The 25,422-nt window shown below is 36.3% G+C and carries 20 protein-coding genes; 13 read left to right on the plus strand and 7 right to left on the minus strand.

Features of this window, described 5'->3' with window-relative positions; genetic code table 11:
* The first annotated feature begins 149 nt into the window (after window positions 1-149).
* The 11 genes from Q0940_RS08110 to Q0940_RS08160 all read left to right on the plus strand — a co-directional run bounded on the left by Q0940_RS08110 (window position 150) and on the right by Q0940_RS08160 (window position 12,758).
* Window positions 150-1,595, plus strand: coding sequence for an MBL fold metallo-hydrolase (locus tag Q0940_RS08110; RefSeq protein WP_299266802.1), 1,446 nt, complete (start codon window positions 150-152; stop codon window positions 1,593-1,595).
* A gap of 215 nt (window positions 1,596-1,810) precedes the next feature.
* On the plus strand, window positions 1,811-2,158 hold the full coding sequence (locus tag Q0940_RS08115; RefSeq protein WP_299266805.1) for a four helix bundle protein: 348 nt from the start codon (window positions 1,811-1,813) through the stop codon (window positions 2,156-2,158).
* Window positions 2,159-2,336: 178 nt separating this feature from the next.
* On the plus strand, window positions 2,337-3,251 hold the full coding sequence (cysD, locus tag Q0940_RS08120; RefSeq protein WP_299266807.1) for a sulfate adenylyltransferase subunit CysD: 915 nt from the start codon (window positions 2,337-2,339) through the stop codon (window positions 3,249-3,251).
* Between the two features lie 130 nt (window positions 3,252-3,381).
* Complete coding sequence (locus Q0940_RS08125) at window positions 3,382-3,720, plus strand: four helix bundle protein (protein WP_299266810.1); 339 nt, start codon at window positions 3,382-3,384, stop codon at window positions 3,718-3,720.
* 49 nt (window positions 3,721-3,769) lie between these two features.
* The gene (cysN, locus tag Q0940_RS08130) at window positions 3,770-5,188 is read left to right on the plus strand and encodes a sulfate adenylyltransferase subunit CysN (RefSeq protein ID WP_299266814.1); all 1,419 of its coding nucleotides are present in this window, start codon (window positions 3,770-3,772) and stop codon (window positions 5,186-5,188) included.
* A gap of 180 nt (window positions 5,189-5,368) precedes the next feature.
* The gene (locus tag Q0940_RS08135; RefSeq protein WP_299266817.1) at window positions 5,369-7,105 is read left to right on the plus strand and encodes an SLC13 family permease; all 1,737 of its coding nucleotides are present in this window, start codon (window positions 5,369-5,371) and stop codon (window positions 7,103-7,105) included.
* 331 nt (window positions 7,106-7,436) lie between these two features.
* Window positions 7,437-8,051, plus strand: coding sequence for an adenylyl-sulfate kinase (gene cysC, locus Q0940_RS08140; protein ID WP_299266820.1), 615 nt, complete (start codon window positions 7,437-7,439; stop codon window positions 8,049-8,051).
* A gap of 196 nt (window positions 8,052-8,247) precedes the next feature.
* The gene (locus tag Q0940_RS08145; RefSeq protein WP_299266822.1) at window positions 8,248-9,210 is read left to right on the plus strand and encodes a DHH family phosphoesterase; all 963 of its coding nucleotides are present in this window, start codon (window positions 8,248-8,250) and stop codon (window positions 9,208-9,210) included.
* Window positions 9,211-9,301: 91 nt separating this feature from the next.
* Window positions 9,302-10,330, plus strand: coding sequence for a UDP-glucose 4-epimerase GalE (gene galE, locus Q0940_RS08150; protein ID WP_299266825.1), 1,029 nt, complete (start codon window positions 9,302-9,304; stop codon window positions 10,328-10,330).
* 271 nt (window positions 10,331-10,601) lie between these two features.
* Entirely contained in the window at window positions 10,602-11,579 is a 978-nt protein-coding gene (locus Q0940_RS08155; protein ID WP_299266827.1) for an NAD-dependent epimerase, read from the plus strand.
* Between the two features lie 9 nt (window positions 11,580-11,588).
* Entirely contained in the window at window positions 11,589-12,758 is a 1,170-nt protein-coding gene (locus tag Q0940_RS08160) for a nucleotide sugar dehydrogenase (RefSeq protein WP_299266828.1), read from the plus strand.
* Window positions 12,759-12,995: 237 nt separating this feature from the next.
* Here Q0940_RS08160 and galU read toward each other — a convergent pair whose 3' ends face one another.
* The 7 genes from galU to Q0940_RS08195 all read right to left on the minus strand — a co-directional run bounded on the left by galU (window position 12,996) and on the right by Q0940_RS08195 (window position 22,511).
* Window positions 12,996-13,889, minus strand: a complete 894-nt coding sequence (gene galU / locus Q0940_RS08165; protein WP_299266829.1) for a UTP--glucose-1-phosphate uridylyltransferase GalU — start codon at window positions 13,887-13,889, stop codon at window positions 12,996-12,998.
* 214 nt (window positions 13,890-14,103) lie between these two features.
* Entirely contained in the window at window positions 14,104-15,159 is a 1,056-nt protein-coding gene (gene rfbB, locus Q0940_RS08170) for a dTDP-glucose 4,6-dehydratase (protein WP_299266830.1), read from the minus strand.
* Window positions 15,156-16,034, minus strand: a complete 879-nt coding sequence (gene rfbA, locus Q0940_RS08175) for a glucose-1-phosphate thymidylyltransferase RfbA (protein WP_299266831.1) — start codon at window positions 16,032-16,034, stop codon at window positions 15,156-15,158. Before rfbA ends, rfbB begins: the two co-directional genes overlap by 4 nt.
* A 124-nt stretch (window positions 16,035-16,158) precedes the next feature.
* Window positions 16,159-16,836, minus strand: a complete 678-nt coding sequence (locus Q0940_RS08180; protein WP_299266832.1) for a lysoplasmalogenase — start codon at window positions 16,834-16,836, stop codon at window positions 16,159-16,161.
* Between the two features lie 17 nt (window positions 16,837-16,853).
* Complete coding sequence (locus tag Q0940_RS08185; RefSeq protein WP_299266833.1) at window positions 16,854-18,833, minus strand: hypothetical protein; 1,980 nt, start codon at window positions 18,831-18,833, stop codon at window positions 16,854-16,856.
* 299 nt (window positions 18,834-19,132) lie between these two features.
* A complete protein-coding gene (locus Q0940_RS08190) occupies window positions 19,133-20,803 on the minus strand; it encodes a monovalent cation:proton antiporter-2 (CPA2) family protein (protein WP_299266834.1) in 1,671 nt (556 codons plus the stop codon).
* 295 nt (window positions 20,804-21,098) lie between these two features.
* The gene (locus Q0940_RS08195) at window positions 21,099-22,511 is read right to left on the minus strand and encodes a DEAD/DEAH box helicase (RefSeq protein WP_299266835.1); all 1,413 of its coding nucleotides are present in this window, start codon (window positions 22,509-22,511) and stop codon (window positions 21,099-21,101) included.
* Between the two features lie 279 nt (window positions 22,512-22,790).
* Between Q0940_RS08195 and Q0940_RS08200 the strand changes: the two genes are divergently transcribed.
* Window positions 22,791-23,054 (plus strand): GIY-YIG nuclease family protein, encoded by a 264-nt coding sequence (locus Q0940_RS08200; RefSeq protein ID WP_299266836.1) that lies wholly within the window; start codon window positions 22,791-22,793, stop codon window positions 23,052-23,054.
* Between the two features lie 158 nt (window positions 23,055-23,212).
* Window positions 23,213-25,420 (plus strand): diguanylate cyclase, encoded by a 2,208-nt coding sequence (locus Q0940_RS08205; RefSeq protein ID WP_299266839.1) that lies wholly within the window; start codon window positions 23,213-23,215, stop codon window positions 25,418-25,420.
* The last annotated feature ends 2 nt before the right edge of the window (window positions 25,421-25,422 follow it).

Raw genomic sequence — 25,422 nt, forward strand, 5'->3', positions numbered from 1 at the left:
TATTTTTATAACTTAAATCCTCTAATTTCCATTTCACAACATTCTTAACTTAGTTGTAATGAATCAAATCATTTTGTTAGGGATGTTGCTTTGCCAATCTTACTTTTTTGACTAAACTATTTTAATAATCGCAGCCATAGGGATATGTTATGCCGTTATTAATTCCTCAAATTTTACATCACGGTGCCGTTGACGGTGTAACGGGATCGTGCCATGAATATCGATTATCATCTGGCTCTGACAAGTTCGCTTTGTTGATTGATTGCGGTTTGTTTCAGGGAGAAGAGAAGGGCGGTAAGTCCCTTGAGCAACTTGAAATTGATTTTGATATTCAGCATGTATCCGCCTTAATAGTTACTCATGTGCATATTGATCATGTTGGTCGTATTCCTTATTTATTAGCGGCTGGTTTCTCTGGCCCTATTTACTGCACTCAAGCGTCTGCTCATTTATTGCCTTTGGTCATTGAAGATGCTCTTAAAGTTGGTTTTACACGCGATAAAAACCTGATTAACCAGTTTCTAAAATTAATTAAACAACGCATTGTCCCTTTGCCTTATGGGAAGTGGCATAAATTAACTGGTTTTTTAGGTCAGAGTATTAAACTTAAATTTAAACCCACAGGGCATATTTTAGGTTCAGCCTATGTTGAACTGGAAACCCGTATTAAAAATGAGCGTCATAAAACAGTATTCTCGGGGGATTTAGGTGCGCCTTATACGCCTTTATTACCATCCCCCAAGTCGCCTTATTCAGCAGATATATTAGTGATTGAAAGTACTTATGGCGATAAAAATCACCAGGGAAGACGAGAAAGAACTAAGCGGTTAGAGCAAACTATCGTCAGTGCATTGCAAGATGACGGCACGGTATTAATTCCCGCTTTTAGCATTGGTCGTACGCAAGAGTTATTGTATGAGATTGAAGCGCTTATTCATAAGAATCAAACAAAGCCCATTCATAACCAACTAAACTGGCAAGACATTCAGGTTATTGTTGACTCACCTTTAGCTGCCAAGTTTACTCAAGAGTATAGTGCGCTTAAGTCTTTGTGGGATAACGAAGCTAAAAAAGTAAAACAACAAGGAAGGCATCCACTTAACTTTGAACAAGTGTATACCGTGGATGATCACCAAACGCATTTACAAACAGTGAATTACTTGGCATCAACAAAACAGCCCGCGATAGTGATTGCTGCAAGTGGTATGTGCGAAGGCGGACGTATTGTTAATTATTTAAAAGCCATGTTAACCGATGCTCGCCATAATGTTTTATTTGTAGGTTATCAAGCCAAAGGCTCGATAGGGCGTAGCATACAGGAATACGGCCCTAAAGGCGGTTATGTGATAATTGATGGTAAACGTTATTGGATTAAAGCTGGTATTGAAACTATATCGGGTTACTCAGCCCACGCAGACCAATCGGGTTTAATAAACTTTGTAAAACGAATGAGACACAAACCTAAGTTGATCAAAATTGTTCATGGTGACGAAGAAGCAAAACAAGCGTTAAAAGAGAAGTTGGAGGGAATTGTTAGCACAACAGCTGCGAGTTGTGAGGTAATGATAGCTGGAGGCTGGAAGGCTCTAAGGTAGTAGAAGCGGTAGGGCTTTAGGGCTGGAAGGTAGGAAAGTAAAAAAAGGCTGTAAAGCTGGAAGGCTCTAAGGTAGTAGAAGCGGTAGGGCTGGAATGCTTATTGCCCTAAGCTTTCCAGCTTTCCAGCCTTAAAACCTTATTTATTTAATAATAACTCATTGAATTTATAAAAACTGCACTATAATTATTTCCTTTTATAGGGAATTTTACTGCTATGAATTTTGAAAACTTAGAAGTTTGGAAACATTCAAAAACACTATCTTGCGACTTATATAAAGAATTAAAAAATTTACGCGATTACGGCTTTAAAGATCAAATTACTAGGTCTGGTTTGTCAGTGCCGAGTAATATAGCTGAAGGTATGACTAGGGAGTCTGAAAAAGAAAAATTTAGATTTTTGTCAATAGCCAAAGCATCTTGTGCTGAATTAAGAACACAGATTTATATCGGAATTGATATTAACTATATTGACAAAGTTACTGGTGAAAAGTGGTTAGATTTAACTAGATTAATTGCTGCAATGATTGAAGGTTTAATGAAAAGAATACAAACTAATCCCTAAAGTCTTATAATCTTCAAGCTTTTCAGCCTTAAAGCCTTCAAGCCTTATAGCCTTAAAGCTTTAGGCCCTAATAACCAATTTGTATAGCTCTTTACGTTTTTTATAACTTAAATAGCATAAAGAGTTATAAAAACTTTTAAAATATTCGTGCATAATACCCCAAATTATTTTGTTAGGAATGCTTGTGTCGCACAAAAATCTTACTCATTTAAAAAAACTAGAAGCTGAGTCTATTCACATTATGCGTGAAGTTGCGGCTGAATTCGATAATCCGGTTATGTTGTATTCAGTTGGTAAAGATTCTGCTGTTATGCTTCATTTGGCTCGTAAAGCCTTTTACCCTGCAAAAATCCCTTTTCCTTTATTACATGTCGATACGACTTGGAAGTTTAAGGAAATGATCGAATTTCGTGATCAAATGGCTGAGAAATATGGCTTTGAACTTTTGGTACACAAAAACCAAGAAGGTATTGATGCTGGAATCGGTCCTTTCACTCACGGTAGTGCTAAACATACCGACATCATGAAAACTCAAGGTTTAAAACAAGCGTTAAACGCCGGCGGTTATGATGCTGCTTTTGGTGGCGCTCGTCGTGATGAAGAGAAATCTCGCGCCAAAGAACGTGTTTATTCATTCCGTGATAAAAACCATGCTTGGGATCCAAAGAAACAACGTCCTGAATTGTGGGATACCTACAACAGTAAAGTTGAGAAAGGCGAGAGCATCCGTGTTTTCCCATTGTCTAACTGGACTGAATTAGATATTTGGCAATATATCTACTTAGAAAATATTGAAATTGTTCCTCTGTACTTAGCTGAAAAACGTCCAGTTGTTGAACGTGATGGCACTTTGATCATGGTTGATGATGAGCGTATGCCAATAGGCAAAGACGAAAAAGTAGAAATGAAATCAGTTCGTTTCCGTACATTAGGCTGTTACCCATTAACCGGCGCAGTTGAATCTACTGCTGCAACGTTACCTGAAATTATCCAGGAAATGCTTCTTACCAAAACTTCAGAACGACAAGGCCGAATGATAGACCATGACTCATCTGGTAGCATGGAGAAGAAGAAGATGGAGGGGTATTTTTAAAACCGGAGGTTTTAGAAATCAGTTGTAAGCTGTAAGCTGTAAGCGGTAAGTTGTAAGTGAAGCCAAAATTTAAACAGAGTTCCTAAATTACACTATAATTATTTACCTAATTTTGGGAATGGTGTTTTTTATGAACTTTGAAAATTTAGATGTTTGGAAACGTTCGGCTAGATTGTCAGCAGATATTTATAAAGCGACAGCGGAATTACGTGATTTCGGTTTTAGAGATCAGCTAACAAGGTCTGGGTTATCAGTTCCAAGTAATATAGCTGAAGGAATGAGTCGGGATAGCTTAAAAGAAAAAAGACGATTTTTAGATATAGCGCGTTCTTCTTTATCAGAAGCTAGAACGCAAATTTATATTGGTATAGACATTTGTTATATACAAAAAGACTTAGGAGTAAAGTGGTTAGCTGAAACTAGAGAGTTGCATGCAATGCTAAACAGTTTGAAGAAAACACTTCTTTAAACTCAGTTGCTTACAACTTAAAACTTACGGCTTAAAGCTTGATTTTGCGATGATTGAAAACGAATTATTAAAAGCAGATATAGAAGAATATTTAAAGCAACATGAAAACAAAGAGTTGTTGCGTTTTATTACCTGTGGCTCTGTGGATGACGGTAAGAGTACTTTGATTGGTCGCTTGTTGCATGACTCTAAAATGATCTTTGAAGATCAGTTAGCAGCGATAAAAAATGACTCAAAACGTTTTAATACCACAGATGGTGAAATTGATTTAGCCTTGTTGGTTGATGGTTTGCAATCTGAGCGTGAGCAGGGCATTACGATTGATGTTGCCTATCGTTATTTTGCTACCGATAAACGTAAGTTTATTATAGCGGATACGCCAGGACACGAACAATACACTCGTAACATGGCAACCGGTGCATCTACTGCTGATTTAGCAATTATATTGATTGATGCGCGTTATGGCGTGCAAACGCAAACTCGTCGTCACAGCTTTATTGCATCTTTACTTGGTTTAAGTAATGTTATTGTTGCTATTAATAAAATGGATTTAATGGACTTCTCAGAAGATGTTTTTGAAGACATTAAAAAGCAATATATGAAGTTGGCTGAAAGCTTAGAGCTTAAAAATATTCAGTTTGCGCCAATATCTGCTTTAAAAGGCGACAACGTTGTTACCCGTAGTGAGAAGTCACCTTGGTATCACGGCGAAACTTTAATGGAAATGTTAGAAAATACGCCAATTGCTGACTCATATAATTATGAAGATTTCAGACTTCCTGTTCAGTATGTGAATCGTCCAAATCTAGATTTTAGAGGCTTTGCTGGCACTATTGCGTCAGGTATTGTTAGAGTTGGTGATGAGTTAACGGTATTGCCTTCAGGCCAGTCGTCTAAAGTAAAAGAGATTGTTACCTACGATGGAAATATTCCAGAAGCCCATGCTGCAATGTCGGTTACTTTAACCCTTGAAGATGAAATTGATATTAGCCGTGGTGATGTTTTAGTCCATTCTAATAACCAAGCGGAAGTGGCCAGTGATTTAGAAGTTAATGTTATTTGGATGGCAGAACAAGCTATGACTCCAAACAAACAATATGACTTTAAGTTTGCTAGTAAAACTACACCAGGTGCATTTTCAAATATAGATTATACACTTGACGTAAATACCATGGCGCATGGTGAAGCGGTACATTTAAAACTAAATGAAATTGCTCGTTGCCAGTTAAGTTTGAACAATCAAATTGCGTTTGATAACTATAAAAAAGTAAAAGGCACAGGTTCTTTTATTATCATAGACAGATTAACTAACGTAACCGTTGGTGCTGGGATGATAGTTAAAAAAGGCGCAACTGCAGCTAAAGTTTCAGGTGGTAATATCTCAGAGTTTGAAATAGAGTTTAACGCTCTAGTTCGTAAACACTTCCCACATTGGGAAGCAAAAGATATTAGTGGGTTGTTTAAGTAAAAGCAGTTTTAAGCTATAAGCTATAAGCTATAAGCTATAAGTTGTAAGATAAAAGATAAAAAATGTTGTGTATGGATAAATACAAACTTTAAAATCATGCTTACGGCTTACGGCTTACGGCTTACGGCTTACGGCTTACGGCTTACGGCTTACGGCTTATCTGATATTTAGGGATCTTTTTTGAATCTTGACATGATATTAATGGTACTCATTTTTGTGGGTACCATTTTCACATTAATAAAATACCAACAAAAGTCGGGTTTGATTTTTGGTGTTGCTTTTGTTGCGACTTATTTAACAAATAATATTTCAGATCAACAAGTTATCGAAAGCTTTTCTAACCAAGGTTTGTTGATCTTAATATTATTAATGACCTGCTCAGTGGCAATTGAAAAGACATCTTTAATTCGCTGGATCACGGGTAAAATAGAAGGGCGTTCGTATTTCATTAGTTGGTTAAAATTGTTTTTGTCTACCGCTATTGGCTCTGCATTTTTAAATAATACCGCCGTGGTTTCAACCATGATCTCGCCGGTTCGCAATAACTCTACGATTCCTGCTAGTAAATTATTATTGCCTTTATCATACGCTGCCATTTTAGGTGGTACGTTAACTTTAATAGGTACATCTACCAACTTGATTGTTAACAGTATGTTGACGGAATCTGGCCATCAAGGATTTCACTTCTTTAGTTTTACTTTAGTTGGGCTGTTTGCCTTTGTTATTACCAGCTTTGTTATCTACTTTGTATCAACAAGATTACCCACTATAAAAGCTACTAAACAAGATTTTCAGTGTTATTTGTTAAATGCCAAAGTATTGGAACATTCAAGCTTGATTGGAAAGTCGGTAACGGATGCAGGCTTAAGACATTTGGATTCACTATTTTTGGTGGAAATAAGCCGTCAAAATAAAGTGATCTCACCAATTTCGCCTAATGAGTTAGTCAAAGCCAATGACAGGTTAGTATTCAGTGGTGATGTACGTCAGGTTTCACAAATTAAACAATTCGATGGTATTGAAATTGTAGTGGATTCTAATTCTGTTTCAGTTGAAAATATGACTGAAGTGGTTGTGCGTCCAGATAGTGATTTACTTAATAAAACCCTAAAACAAGCAGACTTTCGTTCTAAATTTAATGCTGCTGTAATTGCTTTTAAACGAGACGGTGAAGCGTTAAGTGGTAAATTAGGTGAAATTAAAATAAATGCAGGTGACTATTTAGTACTAGTCACAGGGCATGACTTTGCCAAACGCCAAAATGTAAAAAAGAACTTTATTACCTTAAGTGGTGTTGAGCCAAACCACAAACTCACAGGCAAAAAACAAAGCCTTGCTATAGGTGGATTTTTAACGGCAATTTTATTGTCAGCGATTGGTGTGGTGAGCTTGTTTAAAGCCTTAGTTATTTTGTTTGGCTTGTTAATGTTCACTGGTTGTTTGAACTTCCAAGATATAAAACAACGTTTGCCATTTAATATTTGGCTAATAGTCGGCTCAGCCATTGCGCTATCGCACGGGCTCGGTAATACAGGTGTATTATCTTATGTCACATCACTTATTAGTTTAGATTTAACCTTAGATAATGCCTTTATGTTTTTGATTGGTATTTATCTAGTGACCTTAATATTGACTGAATTAGTCACAAATAACGCCGCAGCCGCATTAATGTTCCCACTAGCTTATAGTATTCCGCTATTTTATGGCATAGAGCCAATGCCATTTATATTGGCCGTTGCTTTTGCCGCTAGCTCAAGTTTTATCAGCCCATACGGCTACCAAACAAACTTAATGGTATTTAACGCCGGGCATTATAAATTGATGGACTTTGTTCGGGCAGGCGTACCGGTATCAATAACATTTACAACATCGGTGTTGTACGCCATTTATTTGTTTTATCCGATTGTTAAGATATAGCGACGAGTTTTGAGAAGCGAGTTGCGAGCGCAACAATTACGGGGGACGAGCAAAAAGCTTTAGGGCTGGAAGGCTGGAAAGTAAAGAAAGCTGGAGGGTTTTAAGGCGAGAAGGCTGGAAAGTAATAGAAGCGGTAGGGCTTTATAGCCTTAAACCCTTAAACTTCTCAGCCTTAAAACTATATTGACAAATTTACTGGTGAAAAGTGGTTAAATTTAACTAGATTAATTGCTGCAATGATTGAATGTTTAATGAAAAGAATACAAACTAATTTGTAAAGCCTTAAAGCCTTAAAGCCTTAAAGCCTTACAACTTACAACTGGAACATCCTATGTCTCAAAAACAAAAAACTGAAAATGTGGTTTGGCATAACCAAGTAGTTACGTCAGAACAAAGAGAAGAACATAAAGGTCATAAGCCTTGCGTACTTTGGTATACAGGTCTTAGTGGCTCTGGGAAGTCAACTATTGCTAATGCCGTAGATAAAAAACTGTTTGAATTAGGTGTCCATACTTATTTGTTAGACGGTGACAATGTTCGTCATGGTTTAAATGGTGATTTAACCTTTTCAGATAAAGACAGAGTTGAAAATATTCGTCGTATCGGTGAGGTTTCAAAGCTGTTTGTTGAAGCTGGACTTGTTGTTTCTACTGCCTTTATTTCTCCATTTCAATCCGACCGTGATATGGCCAGAGACCTAGTTAGTAACGAGCAATTTATCGAAGTGTTTGTGGACACGCCAATTGAAGTGTGTGAACAACGAGATCCAAAAGGCCTATATAAAAAAGCCCGTTCAGGTGAAATTAAAAATTTCACAGGCATAGACTCTACCTACGAAGCGCCAACCGTTGCAGAAGTACATTTGAAAACTGCAGAACAAAGCATTGAGCAGTGTGTAGATTTGGTTGTTGGGTATTTGAAAGAGAAAGGGATAATCAAAAGCTAGCTGTAAGCTGTAAGCTATAAGCTGTAAGATAAAAGATAAAAGATAAAAGATAAAAAAAAGAAAGTGTTGTGTATGGATAAATACACGCTTTAAAATCATGCTTACGGCTTACGGCTTACGGCTTACGGCTTACGGCTTACGGCTTACGGCTTACGGCTTACGGCTTACGGCTTACGGCTTACTGACTAAGAAATTTATGACTTACTACGATGTATTTAACGGTGACGCTGATGGGATTTTATCTCTTGTCCAGTTGCGCCAAGTTCAGCCTAGACAATCAATTTTAATCACAGGTGTTAAACGTGATATCGACTTGTTAAAACAGGTGCCTGTTGATAACAATGACAAAAATATCACAGTGCTTGATGTGTCTATGGAAAAGAATGCGCAAGCATTACAAGCTCAATTAAGCAATGGGGCTGTAATCACGTATGCAGATCATCATCGCTCTGGTGATATTCCACAACACGTAAATTTAAACGCTAATATAGACTTAGACGCCAATACCTGTACGGCTTTGATTGTTGATAAGCTACTTAACTGTGCTAAGCATGATTGGGCAATAGCCGCAGCTTATGGTGATAATTTAATATCGGTTGCAGATGGGCTTGCACAAACCGCTAATTTGTCTGAGTCACAAGCTGAGCAGCTTAAAGAGCTAGGTACACTCGTTAATTATAATGGTTACGGTGAGTCGTTAAGCGACCTTCATTTTGAGCCTGCACAGTTGTTTAATATGTTAGTTCAATATCCATCTCCGTTTGATTGCATTAACGATAATGACTCACCATTTCATTTATTAAAAGATGCTTATCAAACAGACTTAAATAAAGCACAAAGCGCCGTTGTACTTAATGATGACGATACTCTATTAGCTTTAGAACTTGCAGATGCGCCCTGGGCTAGACGCATTAGCGGAGTTTACGGTAATCAATTAGCTAACGACAATCCTGATAAAGCGATATTGATCATAACTAAAAATAATGACGGCAGTTACAGAGTCAGTTTACGTGCCCCTATTAATAATAAACAAGGTGCTGGTGACATTTGCAGTCAGTTTGAAACTGGTGGAGGGCGCGCAGCAGCTGCTGGTATTAATAATCTTCCACAAGCTGAACTGAAAACCCTGTTTGAAATTGTTGGTCGTTGTTACGGTTAGAAAGGCATGATTAATTATTTATTGTGCATTCTATGTTTGTCCCAGCTCTAGAAAGTTTATATACTTAACTATCTCAGAATTTTATGGATAAATGATGAAAGTATTAGTCACTGGCGGCGCAGGTTATATAGGTTCTCATACAGCATTAGAATTATTACATGCTGGGCATGAAGTTGTCGTAATTGATAATTTATGTAATTCTTCCTTAGAGTCATTAAAACGAGTGGAGTTATTAACAAATAAAACGATTACGTTTTATCAAGTTGATATTCGGGACGGTGATGAAATAAGTAATGTATTAGCACAACATCCTGATATTAATGCGACTATTCATTTTGCCGCATTAAAAGCTGTCGGCGAGTCCACTCAAATCCCTCTCAAGTACTATCAAAATAATGTATACGGTACGCTTACTTTATTAGAAGCTCTACAAAAAGCCAAAATAACAAATTTTGTATTTAGCTCTTCAGCGACAGTATATGGTGAAGAAGCTCCAGTTCCGTACGTAGAAACATTAAAAACCGGTATACCTTCTAGTGCTTATGGTAAGTCAAAGCTAATGATTGAGCAGATTTTGTCGGACCTAGTGAAAAGTGATCCATCGTTTAAAGTCGCTTGTTTGAGATATTTTAATCCTATAGGTGCCCATGAAAGTGGCATGATTGGAGAAGACCCTAATGGAATTCCGAACAATTTAATGCCATTCGTTGCACAAGTTGCGGTGGGGAAAAGAGACAAGTTATCAATATTTGGTAATGATTATCCAACTAACGACGGGACCTGTGAACGAGATTATCTTCACGTAGTTGATTTAGCTCACGGTCATGTGAAAGCATTAGAGTGGTTAGAGAAACAGTCTAATGGCATATGTGAAGCTTTTAATTTAGGCACTGGAAACCCGTTGTCAGTCTTGGAAATTGTAAATGAATTTTCTAAAGTAACTAACGTTAATATTCCCTATGAATATGCACCTCAGCGCGAAGGCGATTTACCAGCTTTTTGGGCTAATGCAGACAAAGCCAAAGTAGAGCTAAACTGGACCGCTGATAAATCCCTAGAAGATATGATGAAAGACACATGGCATTGGCAGTCATCTAATCCTCAAGGGTATGGGAAGTAAAGCTATAACTAGATTATCAGCTGTGAAATTATAACTAGTTGAACAATTAATTTACAATCTAACTTTTGATATAAGTTACCTGAAACTAAATTGACAGTGTTTTATATTTAAAGCTTCTTATTAAGTAATTAAGGAAATATCTTATTAGTTCAATTTATAAATTGAATCTGCTCTTATTAGATAGAAAAAGTGAATTAAATTTACGTTTCCTATTCATCTTTAACCTAATTCCATTTACTATTCACACACATTTATAATATTCGGATTTAGAATGAAATATTTAGTTACGGGTGCAGCAGGTTTTATCGGCTTTCACGTTAGCAAAAAACTTTGTGAACAAGGCCACCAAGTTGTTGGGATTGATAACCTAAATGATTATTATGATGTAAGCCTTAAAGAAGCTCGTTTAGCTAATTTACAAAAACATACAAATTTTGAGTTTTTCAAACAAGATATTACAGACTTAGAACAGTTATTAGAGTTATTCAAAAAAGAAAACTTCGATCGTGTTATCCACTTAGCCGCTCAGGCTGGCGTTCGTTACTCTATAGATAACCCCAATGCATATATCCAATCAAACCTTGTTGGACACTTCAATATATTAGAGTCTTGTAGACAATTCCCTGTAGAGCATTTGTTATATGCTTCATCTAGTTCTGTTTATGGTTTAAATACAAAAGTACCATTTTCTACAGATGATAAAACTGATTCTCAAGTTTCTTTATATGGCGCAACTAAAAAATCCAATGAGCTTATGTCCCATTCGTACTCAAAACTTTATGGTATACCAAGTACAGGGTTAAGATTTTTTACAGTTTATGGTCCTTGGGGACGTCCTGATATGGCGCCATTTAAATTTACTAAAAAAATATTAGATGGCGACTCAATTGATATCTACAACAACGGCGATTTAAGCCGAGATTTCACTTACATTGATGATATTGTTACCGGAATTATTAAAATAGCTGATAAAACTCCAAGTTCAAATAACTCGGAAAGTGTTCCTAACAGAATATTAAATATAGGCAATGGCTCTCCAGTTAACTTGTTAGAATTTGTTGAGACTATCGAAAGAAAACTGAAATTAGTTGCGGATAAAAATATGCTGCCAATGCAAGACGGTGACGTATTTCAAACATGGGCAGATACTAAAGAGCTCGAAGAATTAATTAATTTTAAACCTCAAGTTAATTTGGCGGATGGAATTAGTGCATTTGTTGACTGGTATAGAAAATTTTACAATATTTAAAGAGATTTTATGAAAATTGCCGTAGCAGGAACTGGGTATGTTGGCCTTTCAAACGCAATGTTGTTGGCTCAACACAATGAAGTAATCGCCGTCGATATTATAGAAGATAAAGTAAATTTATTGAATAAAGGTCAATCGCCAATAGTTGATGAGCAAATAGAAGACTTTTTAAGTAATAAGTCTCTTGATTTTAAAGCGACAATGGATAAAGAGCTAGCTTATAAAGGTGCTGATTTTATTATTATCTCGACACCAACCGATTATGATCCTCAAACTAATTACTTTAATACCTCATCCGTTGAGTCTGTGATTAAAGATGTAATGTTAATTAATCCTAATGCCGTTATGATCTTAAAGTCTACGGTTCCTGTGGGATATACATCACGTATTAGTAAGGCGATGGGAACTGAGAACCTTATATTCAGTCCTGAGTTTCTACGTGAAGGTAATGCACTGTATGATAATTTATATCCATCTCGTATTATTGTAGGTGAGCGTTCTGAGCGTGCTGAAAAGTTTGCTTGTTTGTTACAACAAGGTGCAATAAAACAGGATGTTGATGTTTTATTTACTGAATCTACAGAAGCCGAAGCGGTTAAATTGTTTTCTAATACTTACTTAGCGATGCGAGTTTCTTACTTTAATGAGCTCGACAGTTATGCTGAAATTCATGGCTTAGATGCAAAACAAATAATTGATGGTGTAAGCTTAGATCCGCGTATCGGTTCTCATTATAATAATCCATCGTTTGGCTATGGTGGCTATTGTTTACCGAAAGACACTAAGCAGCTTCTGGCTAATTATCAGGACGTTCCGCAAACGTTGATTAAAGCGATTGTTGATTCAAATACAACCCGCAAAGATTTTATTTCAGACGCTATCATAGCTAAGTCACCTAAGATCGTTGGCATACATCGTTTAATCATGAAGGCGGGGTCTGATAACTTTAGAGCATCAGCTATCCAAGGCATAATGAAGCGTATTAAAGCTAAAGGGATTGAAGTTGTTATTTATGAACCAGTATTTCAAGAATCTGAGTTTTTTAATTCTAGAGTGATAACATCACTTGAAGAGTTTAAAAACATTTCAGATGTTATTGTTGCTAACCGTATGGTTGATGAAATAACAGACGTTGCTGATAAAGTATATACCAGAGATCTATTTGGTGGGGATGCTTAAGAGCAGCTATGAGTTACGAGGTTCGAGCTAGGAGAAAGGAAAAGATGCTGTAAGGCTATAAGGCTGGAAAGTAAAGGTTGCCATAAGCTATAAGTCATAAGTGGCAAGAAAAGCTAGAAAGAAACCGATTTATTGGCTTTACTCCTTCAAGCCTTCAAGCCTTCAAGCCTTCAAGCCTTAGCTGCGAGCTGCGAGTTTAACTCTAAGCTCGTCACTCGCAGCTCGAGGCTGTAACTTCTAAGCTTCTTTTAAATAAGCTTTAAACGATTCACCTAGGGTTGGATGGCGTTTTGAATATTCGACAAATGCCTGCATATAACCAAGTTTATCACCACAGTCATGGTAACTGCCTTTCATGTGATAGGCATTAACTTGCTCCCAGCTCATTAAAGTTGCGATAGCATCAGTTAATTGAATTTCATCACCAGCACCTATTGGGGTCTTTTCTAAAATATCCCAAATCTCTGCTGATAATACATATCTTCCTACAACTGCTAGGTTTGAAGGTGCAGCATCTAATTTAGGTTTTTCAATCATGCCTTTCATTGCTTTTGATTCACCTCGGCTTAATGTGTCTCCGCCAATGTCAGCAATGCCATATTTTGAAACATCTTTTTCAGGAACGGCATCAACCATAACTTGGCTTGCTTTGGTTTCATTAAATAAGCCAACCATCTCAGCTAGATTGTCGGTAGATAAATCTGAGTCGTAGTCATTAATAATAACGTCAGGTAACACAACAGCAAAGGGATGATTGCCAATTACTGGTCTTGCACAAGCAATCGCATGTCCTAAACCTTTGGCTGTACCTTGTCTTACATGCATGATAGTAACGTCTTTTGGACAGATGGCTTGAACTTCTTCTAGTATCTGACGTTTAACACGTTGCTCCAGAATAGATTCAAGCTCAAAACTTTTATCAAAATGGTTTTCGATACTGTTTTTTGAGGAATGAGTTACTAATATTATTTCTTTAATACCCGCAGCAATAATTTCATTCACTACGTATTGAATAATAGGTTTGTCAGCCACGGCTAACATTTCTTTTGGAATAGCTTTTGATGCTGGTAACATTCTTGTGCCTAGGCCTGCTACAGGGATCACCGCTTTTTGTATTTTTGATTTCTTCATTTATTTTCCAATTTTGTCCGCTTGAAAATAGAGTTTGTTTGTTATTCCGCTGAAGGTAATTCTTCACAACGGACTTCGATGTTAACACGGGGAAAAGCGAGTAGCGAGGGTGAAAGTTACGAGTTGCTAGATAAATTTCAGCTACGAGTTGCGATCTATTCTCGTCTCTCGTTTACTCGCCACGAGCAGCCCTCGTCGCTCGAAACTGCTGCATTTACAGCTCTTGCCACCAACTAGGGTTGTCTAAATACCAGAGAATAGTTTTTGTAAGTCCTTCTTCAAAGCTTATAGACGGTTTAAAGCCGAGCTCGTTTTCTATCTTTGATGCATCAATTGCATAACGTCTATCATGGCCAAGTCGGTCTTTTACGTAAGAGATCAATTGTTCTGATTGATTGTTTTGAGCATTCAGTGCATTGGGGTATTTATCTGTTAAAGTTTTGTTTGAGCTAAATTGTGAGTTGAGCTTGGTACAAATCAACTTCACAATATCAATATTGGTCCACTCGTTGTTTCCTCCAATATTGTAAACCTCACCGTGACGCCCATTTAGCAGTATTTGCTCTATACCTCGGCAATGATCTTCTACCCATAACCAGTCCCTTATTTGTTTTCCGTCGCCATAAATAGGAATTGCTTTGTTATTTAATATATTGGCTATTGTTAATGGAATAAGCTTTTCTGGGAAATGAAACGCACCATAATTATTTGAACAATTTGAAATGGTTGTTTGTAAGCCATAGGTTTCGTGATAAGCACGCACCAGATGGTCAGATGACGCCTTACTTGCTGCATATGGAGAGTTAGGTTTGTATTGGTCTATTTCTTTAAATGGAAGGCCGTCAGGAGCTAAAGAACCATAAACTTCATCGGTTGATATATGGTGGAAGTGATGTTCACTAACGTCATTATCACCCAACCAATGTTCTTTTGCAGCTATAAGTAAATTATGCGTTCCAACAATATTAGTTTTAATAAATGCATCAGGTTCGGCTATTGATCTATCAACATGAGATTCGGCAGCAAAATGCACAACCTTTTCTATTTGAAATTGTGAAAATAGTCGATTTACTAAATCTAAATCACAAATATCTCCATGAACAAAGTTGATTTTATTATGCTCAATTAAATGTTGGATATTGCTTTTGTTGCCTGCATAAGTAAGAGCGTCAAGGACTACTATATTATCCCCTGGGTATTTACTTGCCCAAAAACCGACGAAGTTGGAACCAATAAAACCACAACCACCGGTTATTAATATATTTCTCATTGAAAATCGTTTTCGTTTATTAATTTAAGTAAATATTCGCCATAGCCACTTTTTTGTAATGGTATGGCTATTTTTTCTAAATCTTGTGTGGTGATCCAGCCGTTACGCCAGGCTAATTCTTCAGGACAGTTTATTTTTAATCCCTGTCTTTTATCTATAGTTGCAATAAACTGGGCCGCAGCCAAAAGATCGTCATGAGTTCCGGTATCTAACCAAGCAACACCTCTTCCAAGGTTAATTACATCTAATGTTTCATCTTTTAGATACTGATTTATAACGTCTGTTATCTCCAACTCACCTCGATGACTAGGCTTAACTTTTTTAGCCACTTTAACGGCATTATGGTCAAAAAAGTAGATCCCAGGTATAGCAAAATTTGATTTAGGTTTTTGCGGTTTTTCTTCAATTGAAATCGCTTTACCTGTTTTATCAAATTCAATAACGCCGTAACGTTGAGGGCTTGAAACATGATAACCAAATACGGTACAACCAATATTTTGATTTTTAGCTTGTTTTAAAAGTTGCGGTAAAGTTTGCCCGTAAAAGACATTGTCACCAAGAATTAATGCGACATCAGAACCAGATAAAAATGTTTCACCGATAACCAATGCTTGGGCAAGACCATCTGGACTAGCTTGAACTTCATATTCAAAATTTAATCCCCATTGTTTTCCAGTTCCTAATAAGGCTTTAAACCTAGGTAAGTCCTCTGGAGTCGATATAATTAAAATATCTTTGATGCCAGCCTGCATTAAGGTTGCAATTGGATAGTAGATCATAGGTTTGTCGTATATCGGCATTAGTTGTTTACTCACTACTTGAGTAAGTGGGTACAAACGCATACCTGAACCACCTGCTAAAACTATACCTTTCAATGTAACCTCTGAAGATTATTTTTAATATTATTTATTAGCATACAATATCACGGCCAAGTTTTTTATCTTCGCACTTGACGCTTTTTATTCTAGCCACTCGATTACTCTTCTACTCGAAACTCGTTTACTCGTCGCTCGCGGCTATCAGCCCATTAACTAAACAATATTGAGCAAAATAATAGGTAACCATTATCCATAAATGTGATTGCGGTATCTCAATATAAAACTTAGTTAGACCAATTAATGAGTCGGATATAACAAAACAGACACCACCAATGATCATCCATTTATTACTTCTACTACTTAATAAAGTACCCACAGCCATTGTTAGTAATACCAGCATGTAGACTAACACTGGAATAAATAACGCATTTAAGTTTTCTGCCATTAGGCTAAACAATGTTACTCCAATGACTAGATAAATAGGTATGTAAGCTAGGTTTTGTTTAATTAATGGTTTAAAGCTGCCAATAAAAAATAGGTGAGCTATTAAAAAACTAGTTAATCCAAAAATGAAAAAACTGTCACTGTCATTTTCAAGAGCTAATAAAATATCGCCACAGGTTGAGCACAACAAAGCCATTAACAACATAGTGACGGTTTTTCCGTTTTGATTTGATGTTTGGTTATTGGCGAGTTTTGGCAGTGTTGACTTAACAATAACCTGTAATGACACTGTGAATAGCAAAACGAGCATGGGCAATATTTTAACAAACCAAGCAAAAGGGTAAGGCTTTACTAGCGTTAATAAGCAATACAAAGTTGCTAATAAAAGGTAAAGGTATGTTGTCTTTTTAGTCATAATAATTGTAAGTTCTTTTAAGTATCACTTACAAACACGGAAATAGTTGCGGTGTCTGACTCGCCAAATTCATCTTCTACATAAATCTCTATTTCACCGGTGTAATCAGCAGACAAATTTTGTGATGAAATGGTTAATACTCCATTTGCATACACGGCATTCAACTCAGTGGTATCGTAAGTAAAACTAGGCTGTAAACCAGATTCATCAAAGTCATCAACCGTTAACGTTAAGTCGATACTGTCACCTTCGTCAAAGTTAATATTGTCGCTTTCTAATATTAACGTTGGAGCTGAATTTTTATAGATATTAACGTCAATAACGTGCTCTCGGCGGCTTTCAAATATATCTTCCAGCCAAACTGTTACTTCAGTGGTAAGAGCAATACTTGGACTAGAAGCTGTGATAGTTAATACCAAGTCTGTAAATAATTCCGTGATTGGACTTGAGCTTGTATCAGGACTTGTACCAGTGATCAATGCGCTACTTTCACCATTAATATCATAAACACCAAGTTCAAAAGAGTGTGACTCAAAATCTTCAGCAGTAAACTCAAGTTCAACGGTTTTACCTTCTAATAAATCAATGCTTGTTGGTAGATCAGTAAAAGGTGCGGTATTTGGATTGCCGCCTAAAAATTCACTATAGTTATCAGAAATATATAAATGGTAAGTCAATTTAGAATCAAACTGCTCGTCACTTGCTGTAATTGTTATTTGTTCGTGTTGCAATTCTGACAAGTCGTCAGCCGAAACATAGATGTATGGCGCTTCAACTCTAAAGGTATAATCTTGATTGGAAGATGATACTTTAATATCTAAGTTGTCATCTTCAGCGTCTTCTGTAGCAAATGCTAATTCAGCAACGATGCCCGTTTCTGTACCGTCCATTTCTTGTATTAAACTAATAGCCACATTTTCTTCAATGAATAATTTCGGTGGCGTATTATCAGATAGCTGAGTTTCTTCTGCTGTAGCGGATGCTTCGGATTCAACTAAGTTAAAGGTATAAGTATCTGTGTTATATGCATCACTTACTTCTAACACTAACTCGTTATCTGTGGAGTCTATTTCATCTATACTATTAATTGTTAAATCAAAACCAGATGACGTTTTATTTATATGCGTTGCTATATAACTTGGGGCCGACAATATTCTATATGAAATACGGTCACTATCTGGGTCGTAAATATCAAATACTTTATTAGTAGAAGAATAAGGTGTTATGGTTATGTCAGTATCTAATAATGCAATAAGTGGCGATTCATCGGTGGTTAAATCTCTATTTTTATTAAAGTAGATAATATACATTTTTGACTCATAACGCTCACCATCAACATTGGTAACTGCTGTTAATTCACCATAGGTATCTTCATTACCGTCTAAGGCTTCTAATGTGATCTGAGTTTTATCTGTAGATACTGAACCTGTGACGTTGTAGGTATTAAAGTAAAAGGCCTCGGTAATATTTTCATTTTGTTCGTAGTTACGTTTTATATCAAAAGTAACTGACTCATTTTCAAAAATAGTAATGTAATCAGACGGAAAACGGATGGTGTAATTATCGCTGATCCCCGTTGTTGGTGGAACAGCAGGGCTGTCGGTATCAGTAGTAGAGTCTTGTTTTGCAGTAACAATGTAATTAATTGTCTTACTGACAAACATAGTTTCGCTTTCAAAAAGCATTTCAAATGAACCGTTACCTAATGTTTCATCAGCAACATAAATAGCGAGGGTTAATTCACTGTTGACGACGACTATGCCGGAATCAGGAAGTTTGTTAAGTTGGTAAGAGACATTAACGTTAGAGTCTTTGGTTATGGTTAAATCAATTTCAAATTGCTCGCCAGCTTCAACTTCAAATGATTCAGTACTAACAGCCACTGAGAAGGTTTGATCTGAATCATCGTTGTCTTCTTCATCACTTGAGCAAGACGACAATAGAAAGAAGCTAATGAACAATATTAACTTGGCAGTATATAAATTAGGTTTAAACATATAATAACAACTGTCTTAAAGGTATTTTCTGATAAATGTTTATTCTGACTATAAAATGTACTTATCATATATAGATAGATTTTAAGTCGAGATAAGAAGCTGAGTAAACATTGCGAAACTAGTTATGGAGTAAAGAGTTTCATATATCAGGCTTTATAAAACCTTATCGGCTTAAAAATTAATATCTTTAAAACTATAGCTTTAAAAGAATTTGAAATATTTAAAGAGGACCTTGGAGGTTTCTACTTATTGTTTCAGTTAAAACGACCAAGGCGTTATTCAGTTAGCATATTCTTCTGTTATTGTTTGTAATAGTTAGTTTTATAATCTTGTAAAATAAGTTCAAGTTGCTCTAGAGTCATATCGTCTTTGTCTATTTCAAAGTGGTTTAATACCAATTTAGATAACTCTAAACTGGCCTCTAAGTTTTCTGACACTGTACTTGTTGCGCCTAGATTCATCAGTTCGTGGCAAGTGTGAATGTCGTGTCCTCGAGCATAAATCGTTAAGTCTGGTAATTTACGATGAATTGTATCCACTAAAGTTTTAGCTGTTTCAGCGTCATTAACAGTCACTATCATGTATTTAGCATGTTTAATTCCAGCTGATTTTAATACAACAGGCTTAGTCACATCACCAAAATAAATAGGGACACCTAATTTATGGTAATGAGCTACTGTCTTTGCATTATCATCAATAGCGATAAATGGTTGGTTGGCAATTGTTAATATATCGCCAATTCGTCGACCTACACGGCCATAACCGGCAATAATAATACCAACACCATCAGGAATTTCAGTTGAGCTGCTTACTGCTTTACTGAGCTTGTTAAAGCGTTCCGCTAAATAGCCAAGCACTGGTGTTACTAACATACTTATTAATACCACTAACAATAAAATATCAAATGTATGAGTATCAAGTATTTGGGCTTTTTCTGCTAAGGCGAATAGCACTAAGGCAAATTCACCGCTTTGCGCCAAAATAAACGCAACCGCTAAGCTGCGAGTTGAATCTAAACTAAAGAGTCTTGAAAGTGGGTATAAAATAGTAATTTTTATGGTAAGTAAGGCGATAACTAAACCAGCGACTAACAAAGGTTGTTCAATCAATTTATCTAAATTTAGTAACATACCCATAGACATAAAAAACATACCTAGCAATATGCCACGAAATGGTTGTATTTCTGCTCTAATTTGATGGCGATATGCAGAGTCAGAAATTAACATGCCAGCTAAAAATGCGCCCATTGCCATAGATAAACCAGCAAGTTCAGCTAAATAAGCGGTGCCGATAACAATTAACACAGCTGATGCGGTAAATACTTCTGAATTAGCTGAGGCAGCGACTTTATGTAAAATAGGATTTAAGAGATAACGACCAGTCAAAATCACGGCAACTAAAATGGAAATTGAACGAGCAAAAGCCCAACCTAGGTGCGTGTCAGTGGCAGCTTGTGCTGATAACAAAGGCACTAACGCTAACAGAGGCACAACGGCTAAATCTTGCAATAATAAGATAGCCACACTAGAACGACCATATTCAGTACTTAATGCTTTTTGATCGGTAAGTAGTTGTAACACAAAAGCGGTGGAAGACAGTGCGAGTGCAGGGCCGATAATAATGGATGCTGCAAGCGGTAACTGAAAAACGTAATAACAAAGCGCCGTTATTGTTGCGCCCGATAAAACAACTTGAAGAGTGCCTAAGCCAAATACCATACGCCTTATTTGCCAAAGAAAAGACGGTTTTAATTCCATCCCAATAACAAACAGTAGCAACACTACGCCAAATTCAGAAATATGAGTTATATGCTCAACATCATGAATAAGTCCTAACGCAAAAGGGCCAACCACCACACCAGCAATTAAAAAACCAGGAACTGCACCTAATTTTAATGCCTGACAAATAGGCACAGCAATAACGGCGGCAGAGAGTAAAAAGATAATTTCTAATAGAAAGTCAGATTGCAAGGTAACACCCGTTGTCGTTAAATTTAGTAAGAATAAAGATAATAAGTTAAATCATAACTATTTGCATTGATGTAAAACAAGAGAGTTTTAATACAACAGTAAAATATGGCCGCAAGCTCTCATAATAAAATGTGAAAACTTCAGGAGAGAATAGTCTAATAGCTCTGTGTAAAAGGGATGTTAGAGTTTGTTTAACGTCAGGGGATTGATGGAAATAAAAACAAAAAAGCCCTTTAATCTAATTTAGATTAAAGGGCTTTAATGATGTTTAGCAAAGGCTAATTAATAAGACGATTTAGTCGTTATTAGTTCTAGCTGCTGAGTTTCTGCGATTGCCTGAAAAGTTAGAACCGTTGCTGTTGCCACCACCTGTCGAATTACTGTTACTAGTTCTTCTGCCATTACTTGGCTTTGATGAGCGAGAATTGTCACTTGAACCAGAACGACCACCTGAGCGATTGTCAGAGCGGGGCTTTGACGAACGACTTGGAGAGTCAGACTGTGAACTGCTCGATGATTGTCTTCTTGGACTTTTCTTTTTAGGCGCTCTAATTTCTCTAGACGCTGGTAAAGGAACACTTGGTGCAAATTCGTCATCAGCAACACGTTTAATATGTTGTTGAATTAATTGCTCAATATCATTCAGGTTTTTACTTTCATCAATAGAGACTAAAGAAACCGCTTTACCGTTTGCGCCAGCTCGGCCTGTACGTCCAATACGGTGAACGTAATCTTCAGCAACTTGAGGCAAGTCAAAATTTACAACTTGTGGAAGTTGGTCAATATCGATACCACGAGCCGCGATGTCTGTTGCAACTAATACTCTAACTGATTTATCTTTAAATCCAGCTAATGCTTTAGTTCTTGCTCCTTGGCTCTTGTTACCATGGATTGCAGCTGCACTGATGTTTTTGCTTTCTAGTACTTTAGTTAAACGGTTCGCACCATGTTTGGTTCTTGAGAATACTAACACTTGCTGCCAATCGTTTTGTTTAATAAGTTTGACTAATAATTTAGATTTTTTACTTTGATCAACTGGGATTATCCACTGTTCTACCGTTTTAGCGGTTTCGTTTCTTGGTGTTACTGAAATTTCAACAGGATCGTTAATTAGACCTTTTGCCAAGTCACGAATATCATCAGAGAAAGTTGCCGAGAACATAAGGTTTTGACGTTTTTTCGGTAGTACTTTTAAAATACGTTTAATGTCATGAATAAAGCCCATATCTAACATACGGTCAGCTTCATCTAATATTAATACTTCTAAGTCATTAAATTTAATTGCGTTTTGATTAAATAAATCAATTAAGCGACCAGGTGTTGCTACCAAAATATCAACGCCTTTTCTTAGCGCCATAAGTTGAGGATTAATTTTAACGCCACCGAAAACAACATGGGAACGTAAAGGTAAGTCTTTACCGTACATTTCAACACTTTCTGCAACCTGAGCGGCTAATTCGCGTGTTGGTGTTAATACTAATGCTCTAACGTGATTCGGTTTTGCTTTTTCACCTTGAGATAATAAATGCAATAGCGGTAATGTGAAACCAGCGGTTTTGCCTGTACCGGTTTGAGCGGCGGCCATAACGTCTTTGCCACTTAATACTGCAGGAATTGCTTGTTGCTGAATAGGTGTTGGTGTGTCGTAACCCTTTTCACTAACAGCTGTTAAGATTTTTGGGTTTAGACCTAATTCAGAAAAAAGCATATATTCTCACTATTGTAATTAATTTGACGGGAGGCCAAAAGGCGATGAAAGGTACAGTAATAAAGCGATAAAGGCAATGTTTCAATGGTTGATTTAGTACTAAATTGAATAAAAATAGGGCAATCCCTATAGTTCAGCTAAAAGGAGCTGAGATTAAAATAACTGGGACAATTATAATCATTCGATTAAAGTGTTGCTCCTGATACTGGTAGATGTAAATACGAGGTGAGCGTTATGTTAACGAACTTTAAATACCTTGAACTAAATAGGTTGAATTAAATGAGTTGGTTTGTTTATGTATTACGTTGTGCTGATGACTCTCTATATACAGGGATCACAACAGATAAAGCAAGACGCTTAGCTGAACATAATAAAGGTATCGCAGCTAAATACACACGAGTTCGTATCCCTGTAGAAATGGTTTACAGTGAGGATTCACCAGATAGAAGTACAGCGACTAAGCGAGAGATGGCGATTAAAAAACTCACTAGAGCAAAAAAAATACAACTTATTCAAATGGATCCTCAAAACGAAAAAAGATAAACCGCCGTCAACTTTATCTTTATTGGGTCCAGCTTGATTTGAACAGTGAAGATTTTCATGAGTGATAAAATAGCAGTTACTTGCAGAATAATTCCTATGTTAGACTGATCTGGTCTTTGGTTTTTATTGGACTTGGTTTTTACCTCGGTATTTATTTAATGCTTAATTTACGAACGTTATCAATTGTAGCTATTTGTTTGTCTGCTTTTGCAGTGACATGTGATAGCCATTCGGCTGAAAAAAAGAAAGTGAAAGTCACCTCATTAAGTGCTCAAAAACAAGAGCAGGTTATAGGGGACGTAAATGAAATCGGAATAATTCCTCGCTTTGCAACACTTGATGAATTGTTCGCTTACAAAGATGAGTTTTTAGCTACTGAACCTGAAGAGGTACTTAAGGCATTTAAACAATTCCAAATAAATCATTTGCCTAGCCCAAGTGATAAAAATACTAACGATCTGAGTGAAAATAAGAGTTTTAAAATAAATCAAGATCTTGCAGGTGGTGATACTCTAAATAAAAATGACGGTTTTGATTTAAATATAAATGTTAATGGCAGTCCAGAGCTAAATACTATTCCAGATATTGCTGTTATTCCAAAGTTCGATGTTATACCTGAACTTGATGTTACTAACGAGCTTAACCCCACTCCAGATCTTAATATAACGCCTGAGCAAAAGTTTAAATTTACCCTTGCATTATCAGAGATAAACCTTGCGTTATTAGAGTTTGATACCGCGTTAGCTGAGCTAGAGTCTTTACCATTATCAGATTTAAAAACGGTTAACCAAATCACGCTACTCGAGAAGAAAGCGCAAATACTAAGCAAAAAGAATGACTTTTTTAATGCCGTTCGTTATTTAACCCAGGCTAATAAATTGTCAATGAGTAATGATTTAAATCGTCAATCAATACTTACCGCATTACAACTATCAGAAATTTATGTCACTTTGTCAGATATAGACAAAACCCTTTATTGGCAGCAAAATGCCAAATCTCTTTTAGCTAAAGAAGAGGATTTAGGTCTGTTAATTGAAGCCTCTATTTTGTTAGCGAAACAACAGCAAGATACAGGTCAACATTTAAATTCAACGAGAACACTTATTAATGTTGTTGACCGAGTCGCGGATAAAAAATACTACAGTGTGGAAGCCAGTTTACGATTACGCTTAAGTGAAAATTTCAAAACAGCTAAGCAATATGTAAACGCTGAACAAGAATTAGAAAGAGCATATAAGTTAGCCGTTAAGTCTAGAAATCAAGAACAACAACTCGTTGCCATTATCCATTTAATTGATGTATATGCTGTACAAAATAAGTTTTCTAGTGCTAAACCATTATTGAAAGCTGCAAAAAGCTTAGAACGTTTTCTTACCACAGTGAAAGATAAGCGCGACTATGAATTAGCTAAAGCTCAAGTGTTAGCTGGTACCTCTCAATATAAAAAAGCGTTAAGAATTTTAGAAAATCTAGATATGAGTGATGTTCTTGACGAAAATGCTAAACGAGAACTAGATATTAAGTTATTAGAGCTTAAGTCTAACTGGTTAGTATTAAATGGAAAGAAACAAGCGGGTATCCAGTTGTTCAAAAAGTCTCTTGATAGCAAATTAGCGCAACAAGAAACCAGTTCTACTATTAAATTAGATTTTCTTATGGCTAATTATAAGTATGACGTTGCCCAAGCTAAAAATGAACTGGCTGAAGTTCAACAACAACTACTTGAATATAAGAAACAAAATGATAAGTTAAAGCAACCAAAAGAAGGCTTTATAGATTCTTTGTATAACAACAGGGTATTATTAGCCGTTAGTGTTATTCTCTTGCTTGCCATCGTTTATCTTATCGTTAGAGTGTTTAGGCCAAAAAAATCAAAACGAATATTTTTAGACCCTGTAAGCGGTGCCAATAATCATAATTACTTTATTAAACATGTTAAATTGCTGATGCAAAATAATACGCCTTTTAGTCTAATAATGTTTGATATAGACAACATGCGTAAGGTTAATGACAAGTTAGGCTTTGAGTTGGGCGATAAATTATTGGCTTTAGTGGTTGAGCGATTAGACTCCCGTTTAGGCAGTAATAAGTTTTTAATTAGGTTGTCCGGTGACAAATTTATGGTCATAGCGAAAGATTTTAGTTTAAAACAAGCATTTGCACTGGCAGAAGTGTTACGAAAAGAGTTAAATAGCGATAAGTTTTATATAGACAATTTAGGTATTAATTTGTCGGCATCATTCGGTGTAAGTTATTGTTATGGTGATAAAAATATAGATACAATAAAAGATGATGTTAAAGACGCGTTAGATAAGGCAAAAACCAAAGGTGGTAATATCACTCAAGCAATGGATTTTGGTAAATAATA

The sequence above is a fragment of the uncultured Psychrosphaera sp. genome (genome assembly GCF_947500655.1).
Classification (GTDB): Bacteria; Pseudomonadota; Gammaproteobacteria; order Enterobacterales; family Alteromonadaceae; genus Psychrosphaera.